At 45.4% G+C, this 14,898-nt stretch carries 7 protein-coding genes and 1 pseudogene; 5 read left to right on the forward strand and 3 right to left on the reverse strand.

Features of this window, described 5'->3' with window-relative positions:
- The 3 genes from EXN75_RS01345 to EXN75_RS01355 are packed head-to-tail and all read right to left on the reverse strand — an operon-like array spanning position 1 to position 8,566.
- Positions 1 to 2,871: a SusC/RagA family TonB-linked outer membrane protein gene (locus EXN75_RS01345; protein ID WP_134842492.1), complete on the reverse strand. Its 2,871-nt coding sequence runs from the start codon at positions 2,869 to 2,871 to the stop codon at positions 1 to 3.
- A gap of 42 nt (positions 2,872 to 2,913) precedes the next feature.
- Positions 2,914 to 5,217 carry a RagB/SusD family nutrient uptake outer membrane protein gene (locus tag EXN75_RS01350; RefSeq protein ID WP_167639423.1) on the reverse strand — a complete coding sequence of 768 codons (2,304 nt, stop codon included), beginning with the start codon at positions 5,215 to 5,217 and terminating at the stop codon, positions 2,914 to 2,916.
- 34 nt (positions 5,218 to 5,251) lie between these two features.
- The gene (locus EXN75_RS01355) at positions 5,252 to 8,566 is read right to left on the reverse strand and encodes a SusC/RagA family TonB-linked outer membrane protein (protein WP_134842494.1); all 3,315 of its coding nucleotides are present in this window, start codon (positions 8,564 to 8,566) and stop codon (positions 5,252 to 5,254) included.
- Between the two features lie 553 nt (positions 8,567 to 9,119).
- On the opposite strand from EXN75_RS01355, the gene EXN75_RS01360 reads away from it, so the two are divergent.
- The 5 genes and pseudogenes from EXN75_RS01360 to EXN75_RS01380 all read left to right on the forward strand — a co-directional run.
- Complete coding sequence (locus EXN75_RS01360) at positions 9,120 to 9,995, forward strand: helix-turn-helix domain-containing protein (RefSeq protein WP_134842495.1); 876 nt, start codon at positions 9,120 to 9,122, stop codon at positions 9,993 to 9,995.
- Between the two features lie 420 nt (positions 9,996 to 10,415).
- Positions 10,416 to 11,915 carry a rhamnulokinase gene (gene rhaB / locus EXN75_RS01365; protein ID WP_134842496.1) on the forward strand — a complete coding sequence of 500 codons (1,500 nt, stop codon included), beginning with the start codon at positions 10,416 to 10,418 and terminating at the stop codon, positions 11,913 to 11,915.
- 74 nt (positions 11,916 to 11,989) lie between these two features.
- Positions 11,990 to 13,243 carry an L-rhamnose isomerase gene (locus EXN75_RS01370; protein WP_134842497.1) on the forward strand — a complete coding sequence of 418 codons (1,254 nt, stop codon included), beginning with the start codon at positions 11,990 to 11,992 and terminating at the stop codon, positions 13,241 to 13,243.
- Between the two features lie 106 nt (positions 13,244 to 13,349).
- The gene (locus EXN75_RS01375) at positions 13,350 to 14,381 is read left to right on the forward strand and encodes an L-rhamnose/proton symporter RhaT (RefSeq protein ID WP_118120265.1); all 1,032 of its coding nucleotides are present in this window, start codon (positions 13,350 to 13,352) and stop codon (positions 14,379 to 14,381) included.
- A 199-nt stretch (positions 14,382 to 14,580) separates the two neighbouring features.
- A pseudogene (locus EXN75_RS01380) lies at positions 14,581 to 14,898 on the forward strand (IS1380 family transposase); the annotation flags it as partial.

Below are 14,898 nucleotides of genomic sequence, written 5' to 3' on the forward strand. Positions count from 1 at the left end.
TTAGAATGTTACTGCAGCACCTACCTGAAGGCTTCTGGTAAGAGGCTGGGTTGTACCGTATGAAGCGGCATCTGCCTCGTCGAGATGATCAAGCGTGAAGAGGTCTGTTCCGCGAGCATACAACTTCACTTTGTTGATGAAACCTATCTTGTTCAACCATGCTGATGGCAGATAATAATACATCTCCACATAGCGGAGCTTGAGATAACTGCGGTCAAACATGTTGAGCGTGCTGTTCAAATTGTTGTTGGCATTGCTGGTTGCTGAGAGACGTGGGAACTTTGGATTCTCGGTATTGCCACGCTCTGCAGACCAGGAGTTCTCGTAAAGATACTGAGACAGCGTGTTATTAGCTACGGCTGAACGGTACAAGCCATTGGTGGTCTTGAAACCGGTCCACTTGCCTACGCCCTGGAACATGGCATCGATACCCCATCCCTTGTACTCTGCACCGAGGTGGAAGTTGTAGTAGAGGTCTGGCGCAGTAGTGCTGTAACCTATCGCCTTGCGGTCGTTGTTGTCTATCGTCTCGTCACCTGTCAGATCCACGTACTTTACATCTCCTGGATGAATGGTTGTGAAATTGTGGATTGGGTAGCCCAATTCCTTCATCTCTGAAGCTGAAATAATGCCATCGCCATTCAGGTCGTCACTCTTCTGGAAGAAGCCATCTGCGATATAACCGAATGCCTGGCCGTATCGCTTGCCTGTAGAAGAGGTATTGGCATAGAGCTGTGGAGCCTCTGCCTGATTCTTCACGATGGTCTTGTTGAGTGTGAGGGAACCACCGAGACTGATGGTGAGATCCTTGTTCAACTTCTTGCTGTAGTCTGCCGATACATCGAAGCCATGGGAATTGATGACTCCTACTGGCTCATAAGGAGCTGTCATACCGAATACGCTGGAGTAGCTGCCTGCTGTAGAATACCAGATATCATAGCGGTGCTGGTAGTAATAATCTGCAGAGATATTCAGACCGCCAAAAAGTGTGGCATCGAAACCGACATTGAACTTGCTTGCATTCTCGTGATCGATATGCTGGGTCTTGGCTGTGCCAAGATAGGTATTACCCCACTGTGTACCTGTATAGGTAGCATCGAATGGATAGCTTACGCCGTTCATCTGATAGAACTGGTCGTAATAGGTCCATACGTCTCCACCAGGAAGCACATCCAGTACCTGGTTGCCCCAGGAAGCACGCAACTTCAGGAAGTCGAGCCACTTCACATTCTTCATAAACTTCTCATTGGAGATATTCCAGGCGAAAGAAACGTTTGGAGACATCGCCCACTTGTCGCCAGGAGCCATACGGCTGGAACCGCTCTCTACCAGGGCTACATCGAAGAGCAGTCTGTTGTCATAACAATAGTGACCGAACAGAGAGATGTTGTGGCGATAGACGGTGGTATTGGTACCTGTCTTGTCGTTGTACTCGTAATCGTACTTCAACTGGCCATATACGTGATGCTTCTCAGAGAAGTTCCTGTCATAGTTGAGTGCTGCATTCCATACGCAACGGCGAATCCATGAGTTATTGTTGGAACCTGTACCCATGTTGGAATCTGTACCCTGTACGGCAGAGAGTATTCCTTCGCCATCAGCAACGACTGAACCATTGGTTGGCACCTCGTAGTAGGCATAGCGATAGGTCTTGGAATGGTCTTCATAGACATTAGACCAGGTATCATAACCCAACTGAGCCTGAGCACTCAAACCCTCGGTGATGGATGAGAGATCCTGCTCCAACACCAAGTCGGCATAGAGCGCACGCTGATGGTTCTTATAGTAAGCTGCGCCCTGGCTCTGAGCCACTGGATTGGAAGTAGTATATACTGTATTACCACCCCATACGGTCTCTGAAGCCTTCACTGGGAAAGCATTGGCTGGCACCTTATAGATCATAGACCAGATGTCTGCCTGTGCACCTGGCTGCGATTGTTCTGTCAGCAAGCCATACAAGTGGGTATGCAACTTTGTTTTGAGACCCAGGTCAATATCCATATTGGAACGCAGTGTTCCACGAGTATATTTATTCTGTGTAGAATATCCGTCGTTCTGGAAGTTCTTGATGAATCCCTTGTTGGTCAGCAACTGCACGTTGGTATAATAACGGAAGTTGCTGGTACCTCCTTTGAATTCAACATTGAAGCGATCGTTGTTGGAAACATTGCGGAAGGTTTCATCAGCCCAGTTTACATTTGGATAATAGAGCGGATTGGAACCATCTCTATAGGCATTGATGACATCTGAGCTATAGACATCGCCAGCATTCTGATTATGATAAGCCTCGTTGACTGCTGATGCGTATGTAGCTGCATCTACCATCTTAGGCTTGTTGGTGAGGAAAGAGAACACGTGATCATAAGAGAAAGTCACGGATTTGGTATTGTACTTACCATGCTTGGTAGTAATCAGAACCACGCCGTTGGCACCTTTGCAACCATAGAGAGCCGTAGCAGCGGCATCCTTCAGGATAGATACACTCTCCACATCCTCGGCTACCACATTCTCGATGGCACGCTCTACGCCATCCACGATAAAGAGCGGAGTGCTGCCACTGGATGACTGGATGCCACGGATATAGAAAGCTGGATTCTGGGCATGAAAAAGACCAGAACCGTCGAGACTGACGAGACCATTGCCCTGACCCAGGATATTATTACCGATGTTGCGTGCGCCACGCTTGTTGACATTCTTGTTGCTGATGACACTGACAGCAGAAGTGGATTGCTCGCGGGTAAAGGTGCGGTTGACACCTATATCTACGGTCTGGTCCTTATATGCCACAGAGTCCATGATGTCCTGCTGCGCCATTGCTGGCAGGCTTATGCCTGCAAGCAATGACAACATATATATATTCTTTGTTTTCATATACAAATTCATTTTAACTTAGTTAGTTCCCTGAGGTTCTTCTTACCAACCTGGGTTTTGTACAAGACCATAATTCTTATTGATTTCTGCCTGTGGGAGTGGATCGAACAACCACTTCTTCACTTCGTTGCTCTTAGGATCCTGCGACCAGAGATAACGGCTATTGGCTGTAATCGTCTTGATGCAGCTCAGGAAGAACAGAGGCTGTGTAGATGACGGATCATTATCACGGTCACCTCCTACCCACGCAGCATTACGGCTCTGGAAACCATCGCTGGTCTGGATCAGACGATACTGCATCAAGCCGTGCAGTTGCTTGGTCATCCAGTCGGTACGCTTCAGGCGAACCATATCAAACCAGCGGGCATTGGTAAGTCCCAATTCTCTTACTCGCTCATCGAGAAGTTCTTCCATAAACTCTGTAGAAATCTCGCCATTGCTCAGAGTCACGTTCTGAGTGACAGCTGCTTCTTTGGTAGTTGCTGTATAACCCTTTGACTTGCGGTAAATAGAATTGGTCCACATTCTCTCCATGGTAGGAAGACCTACACGAGAGCGAACCTTATCCACCATAGCTACAGCTTTTCCTACATTGTTATCATCCTTATCCTTACGCATCACGAGTGCCTCTGCATACTGCAAATAGAACTCTGAGAGTGACAGAGAAACCCACTGGGTTGGGAAGCGGTAAGAATCAGCAGATTCATCAGGATAACCACCTGCACCCAAGTAATATTTGTTGAATCCATAACCAGAACCGAACATAGTATTCTGCTGGGTCAGGACACCTGTACCACCATCATTACCACTATACCAGAGTTCCCAAGGATAACCTGTCATAGAAGCGGTTGTCCAATCGAGGTTTGTATTCTGTCCGTTCACAATACACTCCTCATACAAGCGTGGGTCGCGTGTAAGAACTGTCGTAATCTGGCGGGAACCACTTGGCAATGTACCATCTACAAACATCGTATGCAATGATTTCTTGTTACGGGAAATCGCACCTGTGAATTTATTGGTTACGAAGTTGGTTACATTGATTGTAAACGAACCGTCCTTCTTATATACCATGGTTGAATCCGGTTCTGTAACCACCTTGCCACTCACCTGCTTGTAAGTTTTCGTGGCAGCTTTATCCCAGTCGAAAGGTTCACCATCGCTCCATGAGAATTTCTCAACATATTCCTGTGTAGGACTGTAGGCATTACGTGGAACCGCCTTTGAATACCAGTAGTGCCAACAGTAACGTCCTGATTGGCTGTTATCATTACCCTGCACACGTACAGAGTGTAAAATCTCCTTAGAAGCATTGAGGTAATAACCCTTGCGGTATGCCAGACGATAGTATTGCACCTTCTTGTCTGCGGTGTTGGCACTGGCAGGAACCTTAGCCTGCTCCAACTCATATTCGCCTTTCTCCTGCAACTTATTATAGAACTCATCGCAAGCCTTGGCAAAAGCATCCCAACGCTCCTGATATTTAGAATTGTCGGTGTACATGATATATGGCTTTACCTCGTCAGAAGCACCGTCATAATATGGTTTGCCGTCCTTAGGATTGAGTAATGGAGAAGCTGCAAACTGAAGAATCTTACACTTCAAAGCCATCGCACCAGCCTTGGTCCAACGACCGGTCATCGTAGAACTGACGCTCCAAGGGAAATCATTTTCCTGAATAGCCAAGTCGAGCTGCTCTACCATCCAGTTCACACACTCCTCTACGGTATTGCGCTTGAACTCGCCAGAAACCTCGCCTGTTTCCAGAACGTGATCCATGATAGGAATACCACCAAAGTGCTGGAAGGTATTGAAGAAGGCATCAACCATAAGGCAGCGTGCCTCAGCCTTCAGACGGTTCTTTTCGGATGCATCCATATCCTTTTCAGGAGCACGGTCAACATTTGCCAGGAAAATCAAACCAGAACGGATGGTCTTCCACTGAAACTCCTTGTCGTATGAATAAAGCGGACCGTCCAATCCGTCTGAACGACCTACATTGGCTGTCAGAGAACCCGTGTAATATTTAGAATAGACAGCAGCTCCATTCCAGAAGTCATGCCAGCAGTCGGTCAAGGCGTCAAACTTACCTGTATATGGGTTACCAGCATGAGGCATGTTGGTACCACCATTATAATATGGCAAACCATAATACTGCTTAGAGTAGATACCTACAAGAAACTGGCGTGTATATTCTGCATTCTGGAATACAGAGTCTATAGTAGCAGTAGAACTGGTCGCCTTGTCGAGAGAAGCATCTCCCACAGCGATGGTATCGGTACAAGCTGTGAAAGCTGCACCTGCTACCAACATGGCTACTGCACTACGAAATAATATATTATGTTTCATTGTTTCTTTGTTCATTTTGTTACATTACCTTTGATTAGAAGCCTACATTCAAGCTGATGGTGTAGGTACGCTGCAATGGGTAAGAAGGAGCATTGGATGCTCGTGTCTCAGGATCACCCCACTTGTAAGGAGTAAAGGTAAGGAGGTTGTATCCGGAAAGGGTTACCTCGCACTTGTTCATACCTATCTTCTTGAAAGTAGGATTAATGAAATCGTAAGACAGAGATACGGTCTTCAGACGGAGATACTTCGCATCTTTCTCCCAAAGGTCAGATTCTGTATAATTCTGCTCAGCATTATCCCAAGTGGCACGTGGATAAAGCGCATTCTGCGACTCATAGCTTCCTGGTGTCCATGTGTTGTTCACATGGTATGAGAGGAGTCCACCCTGGGTTGTATTGGAAGAACAGTAGAATGGCTGACGGAACACATCGGTGATGTAACGGCTTACATTCCATGCACCCGTGAGCTGCATGTTGAAGGTCAGGCGCTTGTAGTTGAAACCAAGTGTCAAACCTGCCATGTACTCAGGATCATCCGTATAACCATTGTCACGGGTCTTATCATTAGGATCTATCTTACCATCGCCGTCAAGATCGATATATACACAATCTCCAGGCATGAGGTAATCCTTCAGCTGTGCTGGGAATGGCTGACCGAAAGTCTGCTCATACTCTACCTTGGTCTGCTCGCCCTCGTAATACTTCCAGAACTTATACATAGAACGGGCACCGATGCGGTGACCCTTTGCCAACATATAGTCGTTCTTCTGAGGCTCTTCCCTCATCTCGATGATCTCATTCTGGTTGTAAGAGAGATTCAACTTACCCCAGAAGCGGAAGTCCTTACCTATCTTGTCATTGTAACCGAGAGAAAGTTCCCAACCCCATGACTTGGTCTCACCGGCATTGGTATATGGCATGGTGAAACCAATGGTAGATGGTACGGTTGCATCGCGTACAAGGATATCAGTACGATGCTCACGATAGTAATCGAAGGTTGTCTTAAAGCGGTCGCCGAAGAAATACAGATCGAAACCATAGTCCTGCTTGAATGCCTTCTCCCAACCGATATCCGGATTGTTCTTGATAGACTCGTAAGCACCGGCTATGGAAGATGTTCCCTGTACGGTACCTGACTGGGCATTACCGAAGAGATAACCGTATGTATCTGCCCAGTTGGACATATTATTGACCAATCCATAAGAACCGGTGATATATGGGTCAGCAAGATACATAAATCGGATTTTATCAAAAGTCTTATCATTACCTACGAGACCCCAAGAGGCACGGAGTTTGAAGAAAGAAGCTATCTTGGAAATTGGCTTCCAGAACTTTTCCTCACTGATAATCCAACCGATAGAACCAGCAGGAAAGGTACCGAAACGGCGACCTGGTGCGAAATTCTCAGAACCATTGTAACCCATGTTGAACTCTGCCATATATCTGTTGGCATAGTCGTAAGTTACACGACCCACAAGACCTACGTAAGAACGAGGTACATCCGGATATGAAGTATAAGAATAATAATACTGCTTAGACTGGTTGTAAAGCATCAGGGCATTCACGGTATGCTTGCCGAATACTCGTGAATAGTTGAAGCTACCCTCCAGGTACCAGTCACGTGCCTTACCCTGAGATGCTGAGTAAGAAGGATCGGTATCATTACCGTTCTGGCGATATACGATATAAGGAGTGCCATCAGCATTGTAGATGACATTGCCCTGCTCATCGTACTGCACAAGTGGGTTGTAACTTGCCACCTGGCAGTTACCCTGCTTGTTGATTGTATAAGCTGAGTTGTAAGATCCCTTCGCCTTGAAACTCAGCCCCTTAGTTATGAAATCCAACTTCTGGTCGAGCACGAGATCCATCTGTATCTTGTTGATATTGGTCTGCATGAAACCTTTACCATAGTAACCCATACCATTATCTCCTGTGAACGGCAATTTCAATCCGTCTGTATAATCGGTAGTACAGTAAACTAACTTATTATCTATGATACCTGGGCTGGAGAAAGGAGTAGCATAATAAATCTGCTTGATCAGACCAGCAGCACCGGAACCGGTGTATGGCTTGTCGGCATTGCTCACGTTACCAGCCACATTGAAAGACAATGTAGTAGTCTTGGTAGCCTTGAGGTCGAGATTAGAACGGTAATTGAATCGGTGGTACTGATAACCGAAGTCATAGTTGGCACCAAACTCCTTGAAGAGACCATCCTGAGAATAATAACCTGCAGAGATAAAGTACTTCACACGATCAGTTCCACCCGAGATATTCAAGTTGTGCTGCTGCTGAAGAGTTACATCTTTCATGATGTAATCAGCCCACTTGGTACTTGGGAAACGGATAGGGTCTGAGCCAGTGGCAAACTTCTGAATAATACCCTCAGAGAAACTGTTAGAAAAAGTGTTTTCTGAAGTATATGCATCCAAATTTGGATATTTGCCATTTGCCACACTTTTGTTTGCACGCATCCAATAATCATTCAGAGACATCTGATTATAGAAGTTGGCATACTCATAAGAACTAGCCTGCTCCACCATCTTGGTAGGTGAAAGGGCTGTCCAGGAAGTTGACACACTGATCTTCGCCTTACCTTGTGAACCGCGCTTGGTAGTAATCAGGACAACACCATTGGCACCACGAACACCGAACACGGCAGTCGCGGAAGCATCCTTCAATACGGTAACACTCTCGATTTCATTCGGGTCGATATCTGCCATGGTGCGCTCCACGCCATCCACCTGGATAAGAGGCTGAGAGTCTCCCCATGTAGCCTTACCGCGAACGAAGATTTCTGCAGCATCGCTACCTGGCTCACCGGAATACTGAACGGTAGTTACACCAGAAAGCTGACCACCCAGCACATTGTTGACAGAACCAACAGAAGTACGTACCAAGTCTTCGCTCTTTACGCTGGAAATAGCACCGGTCATGGTTACCTTCTTCTGTACACCATAGGCAACAACCTCAACGGTATTCAAAGAAACAGCACCAGAAGTCTTCATCTGAACTTTCATTCCTTCCTTGGCTGCCACGATACTTTCGTCGTAACCAATATAGGTAATCTTGAGTTTCTGACCTGGCTTGACGTTGATACTGAAGTTACCATCCATATCGGTAATAGTACCTTGTGATGCACTTCCGCCTACAACCAGTACGGTCGCACCAATCACTGGTTCGCCAGTCTCATCGACCACCGTACCTTTGACAGCCTTTGCCTGCTGCACGTTCAGCACCTCAGCATGAGCTTGCCCCCCCACGTAAGGGCTGAGCATAAGCGCTGAGCATACCAAAGCAAATGGCAACACAGACTTTTTCATCATTTTGTTTTGTTTGCTCATATTTTATATAGGTTTTATGTTCTGTCCAATCCCCTATATACCAAAAAAGTCAATTTGCTTAATGACAGCTACAATATTCATCTGATAGCCTCAAATGCTATTGCAGAATGATTTTGAAATTGCATATAAGTTTCATCTTCCTTTAGGCAACCAATAGGTTCATCTTGTACAAAGCTAATTTAAGAATGCTTCTGTTTTAGTCGATCACTAATCTCGTTTTTTAGCTTACCACTAATCTCGTTTTAGTTAATCGCTAATCCGTATAAGCTCTTGATTTAGTTTATTTCTAACTTCGTTTAAGTCTTGTTTTAGAATTATTTCGGTTGCAAAAGTACAGAATCTATTTATTTTGCTACCTTAAATTTTGATTATTAACCCTATTTTTTTGATAACAAACCTAAAATATCGAATTCTATTTCTTAAAATTGCTTATATTATTATATATAAATAGGTATATTAGAAACGATAATCATAGAAAAATTCTGCATTTCCTTTTTTTTTAGTAACTTTGCAAAAGAAACAAGTTACAACTACCATTTATAACGAAAGATCTATGCAAACAAGTAAATATTTGCTCGCCTCAGAACGGGATGCACAATGGGGGCTCACCATCAGCACTATCGGATATGAGGTGATAGAGCCACACGACAGCTACCCTACCAAGGGACATGCTGACGGCTACTATTTTGATATCAACAAAGGCAGAACGCTGGATGAATTTCAGTTGCTCTATCTGACAGAGGGCGAAGGTGTTTTCCAGTCAGCCCACTGCCCAGAGACCGTCATCAAAGCTGGCGACATCTTCCTGTTGTTTCCTGGCGAATGGCATACTTACCACCCTACTCAAGGAAAAGGATGGAAAAGTTATTGGATAGGATTCAAGGGAAGAAACATTGACGACCGAGTGAAGCATAAGTTCCTCTCTCCAGAGAAGCCGATCTATCACGTGGGGTTCAGCAACGAAATCGTCAATCTATATGAGGAAGCACGATACATTGCTCAGGAGGAAGCTGCATACGCCCAGCAAACCTTGGCAGGTATCGCCAACCATCTCATCGGCCTGATGTACTCCTTGGAGCGTAATATTGAATTGAATAAAGATTCAAAGCATGTGGATATCATCAATAAAGCCCGTCTTCGCATCCGCGAATCATTGGAAGGCAACCTTACCATTCAGGAGATTGCGCAGGAACTCGGCATCAGCTATTCTTCCTTCCGCAAACTCTTCAAGGAGCACACCGGTTTCGCACCTGCCCTTTACCAGCAGAATCTGAAACTGCAGAGGGCAAAGGAACTGCTTTCCACTACCGATGATAGCATCAAGGAGATAGCCTACCGCCTTAATTTCGAGTCGCCAGACTACTTCTCTTCAAAATTCAAGAGTCAGACGGGCATGAAGCCTTCAGATTTCAGAAACATGAACAGATAATTCAGAAAAACAGAACAGACTATATCAGAATCATAATAAAATACGTAACTAACATTTATCAACTCATAATTATCAAATGCTTATAGGCTGCTTGCAGAACTAAAGGTTCACAAGCAGCCTTGTCTTATTCCAGCCCATTGGATTATTCCCTTTTTATCCATACACCCCTTTAAGCCTCCCATTCTATGATCCTTCTTTCATCACTTCTCCCAAAAACATCCATCACTTCCCCAATTTTATACTGCCGCCAAATATCAAGGGCTGAAAATCAAAATCCCTTGTTGCATTTCACGATTTAGGTCTATCTTTGCACCGAAAATTTCAACAAAGACTTTGAAGTAACACATAAGGAACTTCGGAATCAACGGAAATTAAACTTAGAAATCAATAACATAAAATTAGACTTAAAAACCTAGCAAAATGGAACAAAAGAAATACTTCTTTGCAGTGGATTTAGGCGCCACCAGCGGAAGAACCATTATCGGTAGTTTATCAGATGGAAAGTTCAATCTGGAAGAACTGACACGTTTCGACAACCATCTCATCGAGACGGGCAATCACTTCTATTGGGACATCTATGCGCTCTATCTGGAAATCATCAAGGGCTTGAAACTCGTGGCTCAAAGAGGCATCAACATCCAGAGCATCGGAATCGACACCTGGGGATGCGACTTTGTATATGTGGGCAAGGACGGAGCCATCCTCCGCAACCCTCTCGCCTATCGAGACCCACATACAGTGGGCATGATGGAGAAATACTTCGACGAGCAAATCAGCAAGGAAAAGGTATATGAAAAGACGGGCATCCAGTTCATGAACTTCAACTCCCTCTTCCAGATATACGCTATGCGCAAGGCTGGCAATGTGGCTTTGGAGAATGCAAACAAAATACTCTTTATTCCGGATGCGCTGAGCTATATGCTTACCGGTAACGCTATCTGCGAATATACTGTAGCCTCCACCTCGCAGATTCTCAATCCGATGACAGGCGACCTCGACCAGGATCTTGTTGAGAGTCTCGGATTGAAGCGCGAACAGTTTGGAGAAATGACAGCACCAGCTACCATCATCGGTACACTCACCGAGGAAGTACAGAAGATAACTGGCTTGAATGCAGTACCTGTCATCGCTGTAGCAGGGCATGATACTGCCAGCGCAGTAGCTGCCGTTCCTGCCAAGAATGAAAAGTTCGCTTACCTCAGTTCTGGCACTTGGAGCCTCATGGGTATAGAGACTCAGAAGGCTATCATCAATGAACATAGCTATGAACTCAACTTCACAAACGAAGGCGGTATCGAGGGTACTACCCGATTCCTCAAGAATATCTGTGGTATGTGGATCTACGAGCGTTGCCGTAAGGAATGGAAAGATGCGGCTGCTGCTAATAACAGTGACCAGACTTGTCTGGGACATGGCGAACTGATTGCTGAAGCAATGAAGCAGCCAGCCTTCCAGAGTATCATCAATCCAGACGATGCTGTCTTTGCCAACCCATCCAGCATGGTAGAAGCTATCAAGCAATATTGTGAAAAGACCGGTCAGCATGTACCTGAGAGCTACGGCGAGTTCTGCCGCTGCATCTTCGAAAGTCTTGCCCTTCGCTACCGTCAGGTATTCACATGGCTCAAAGAATTTGCAGATTTCGATATCAACGTGCTCCACATCATCGGTGGCGGTTCTCTCAACCAATACCTCAACCAGTTTACAGCCAACAGTTGTGGCGTAACAGTTCTTGCTGGTCCACAAGAAGGTACAGCTATCGGAAATATCATGCTGCAGGCTAAGGCTTCCGGCTTGGTAAAGGATATCTGGGAAATGCGACAAATCATCGCCAACTCTCTGGAGTTGAAGAAATTCGAGCCACAGGACAAGGATGCTTGGGATGCTGCTTATGAGAAGTTTTTAAAGGTAAAAGGGTAAAAAAGTAAAAAAGTAAAAAGGTAAAGAAAGAAATAAACAATAAAAGATTAACAATATAAAACTTAAAGACAATTATGAAAGCAGATTTGATTTTGAAGAATTACGAGATTGCAAAAGAGCGCTATGCTGCTCTGGGTGTAGATACCGACAAGGCTATCGAGACATTGGAGAAAACTCCTATCTCTCTGCATTGCTGGCAGGCTGACGATGTAGTTGGTTTCGAGCGTGGCGAGGCTGCTTCTGGAGGTATCCAGAGTACAGGTAACTATCCTGGCAAGGCTCGCAATATCGATGAACTCCGACAGGATATTGAAAAGGTAAACTCTCTCCTCGCTGGTACCTTCCGTCTCAATCTCCACGAGATATATGGTGAGTTCGGGGGCAAGCAAATCGACCGTAACGAGGTAACCGTAGATCAGTTCACAGGTTGGATGCAGTGGGCAAAGGAGCAGAACATGAAGCTCGATTTCAACTCTACTTCTTTCTCTCACCCATTGAGTGGCAACCTCACTTTATCAAACCCAGACCCTGCTATCCGTGAGTTTTGGATTGAGCACACCAAGCGTTGCCGCCATATCGCTGATGCAATGGGTAAGTTCCAGAACGATCCATGTATCATGAACATCTGGATACACGATGGCTCTAAGGATATCACTGTAGAGAAGGGACGCTATCGTGAGATTTTGAAGAACTCTCTTGATGAGATCTTGGCAGAGGAGTTGCCTAACATGAAGTCTTGTCTCGAAGCTAAACTCTTCGGTATTGGCTTGGAGGCTTACACCGTAGGTTCACACGACTTCTACGCTGGCTACTGCGCTAAGAACAATGTGATGTACACCCTCGATACAGGTCACTATGAGCCAACAGAGAACGTATCGGATGCAGTTTCAGCACTCCTGCTCTTTGTTCCTGAGTTGATGCTCCATGTATCTCGCCCAATGCACTGGGATTCAGATCACGTAACACTCTTCGACGACAATACCCGCAATCTCTTCTCTGAGTTGGTTCGTACCAATGCCCTCGACCGTGCTCATATCGGTCTCGACTACTTCGATGGTTCTATCAACCGTATCGGTGCTTACATCATCGGTGTACGTGCTGCCCAGAAGTCATTGTTGCAGGCATTCCTTGAGCCTCTCGACACCCTCCGCAAGTACGAGGATGAAGGCAAGCTCTTCCAGCGTCTTGCTCTCTTGGAAGAAGAGAAGACATTGCCATTCGGCGCTGTATATGATTACTTCAACCTGAAGAACAACATCCCTGTTGGTGAGGAATACATCGCTGACATTGAGAAGTACGAGGCTGAAGTTCTCGCTAACCGCAAGTAAGTGAAGAACGAAGAGTGAAGAACGAAGAATTCAATAGTCTTATGGCTAAAAAAGCATTTGAATTCTTCACTCTTCGTTCTTCACTCTTCACTTTAATTATACAATTATGGAAATATTAATTGGACTTTTAATCATAGCCGTGGGTGCCTTCTGCCAATCCAGTTGCTATGTGCCAATCAACAAGATCAAAGATTGGAGCTGGGAATCCTACTGGTTGGTACAGGGAGTATTCGCCTGGTTGATACTGCCTTTCTTGGGAGCCTTATTGGCTGTACCAGACGGACATTCTTTCTTTGAATTGCTCGATGGTAACGGATTCAATGTAGCGATGACCATGCTCTTCGGTGTACTTTGGGGCGTGGGTGGTTTGACTTTCGGTCTCTCCATGCGCTATCTCGGTGTGGCTCTCGGCCAGAGTATCGCCCTTGGAACCTGTGCGGGTCTGGGAACCATCATGGGACCCGTTTTGCTCAACATCTTCTTCCCTGAGATGAATGCCTTGTCGTCACTCACGTTCAGCGTGATACTCGGCGTAGTGGTTACCCTCGTGGGTATCGCCATCATCGGTGTAGCAGGCAGCATGAAAGCAGCATCACTGTCAGAGGAAGAAAAGAAGGCAGCAGTGAAGGACTTCAACTTTCCTAAGGGTCTTGCCATTGCTCTCCTTGCAGGTTTCATGAGCGGTTGCTTCAACGTAGGTCTTGCCTTCGGCAGCGACATTCATTTCGGCAGTTTCACTCCCGATATGTACAAGACACTCCCTGCCACTTTCTTCGTGACACTGGGCGGTTTTGTAACCAATGCCATCTACTGTTTCTATCAGAATACCAAGAACCATACTTGGGGCGATTATCAGAAACAGGAAGTATGGGGCAACAACCTTCTGTTTTGTGCCCTTGCCGGTGCCTTGTGGTACAGTCAGTTCTTCGGCTTGTCATTGGGCAAAGGATTCCTCACAGAATCACCCGTTCTCACTACCCTTTCCTTCTGCATCCTAATGGCTCTCAATGTGGTATTCTCCAATGTATGGGGCATCATCCTGAAAGAATGGAAAGGCTGTTCGGGCAAGACCATTGGCGTGCTGCTGGTAGGTATATTAGTACTCATCGTCTCTTGCTTCTTGCCTCAGCTTATCTGATGCAGATGAATATCAATGGTATAAGAAGAAACCAATCATATTAATTAGCATTTGTATAACAACCTTAATTCCGCAACACTATAGTTTAACATTATTTATAAGTGCCTGAGCAACAAAAAGTTGCCCAGGATTTTGCCATGTCAGAATTTTCACTTACCTTAGTGTTGCGAAAAGAAGACAAGCAAAACTCTAATATGACATGGCAAAAGTACAAATAAAATCTGAGAAACTCACTCCTTTTGGAGGAATTTTTTCTATTATGGAGCAATTTGATGCTCTTTTAGCTCAAACCATAGATTCCACCTTGGGATTGAGATGCACTATGTTTGGTTATCAATATAGCGAAATTCTACGCTCTCTGATGTGCGTATATCTTTGTGGCGGCTCATGTATTGAGGATGTTACAACTCACCTGATGAAACATTTGTCTCTTCATCCAACTCTTCGCACTTGCAGCGCAGACACCATATTGCGTGCTATCGAAGAACTGACTTGTAAGAACATCACCTATAAATCT

It is taken from the genome of Segatella hominis, assembly GCF_004535825.1.
Classification (GTDB): domain Bacteria; phylum Bacteroidota; class Bacteroidia; order Bacteroidales; family Bacteroidaceae; genus Prevotella; species Prevotella hominis.

Excerpts from the sequence above, each read along its gene's own strand:
- EXN75_RS01350 (WP_167639423.1), bottom strand. The coding sequence starts at position 5,217 with ATGAAACATAATATATTATTTCGTAGTGCAGTAGCCATGTTGGTAGCA.
- EXN75_RS01355 (WP_134842494.1), bottom strand. The coding sequence starts at position 8,566 with ATGAGCAAACAAAACAAAATGATGAAAAAGTCTGTGTTGCCATTTGCT.
- rhaB (WP_134842496.1), top strand. The coding sequence starts at position 10,416 with ATGGAACAAAAGAAATACTTCTTTGCAGTGGATTTAGGCGCCACCAGC.
- EXN75_RS01360 (WP_134842495.1), top strand. The coding sequence starts at position 9,120 with ATGCAAACAAGTAAATATTTGCTCGCCTCAGAACGGGATGCACAATGG.
- EXN75_RS01375 (WP_118120265.1), top strand. The coding sequence starts at position 13,350 with ATGGAAATATTAATTGGACTTTTAATCATAGCCGTGGGTGCCTTCTGC.
- EXN75_RS01345 (WP_134842492.1), bottom strand. The coding sequence starts at position 2,871 with ATGAAAACAAAGAATATATATATGTTGTCATTGCTTGCAGGCATAAGC.
- EXN75_RS01370 (WP_134842497.1), top strand. The coding sequence starts at position 11,990 with ATGAAAGCAGATTTGATTTTGAAGAATTACGAGATTGCAAAAGAGCGC.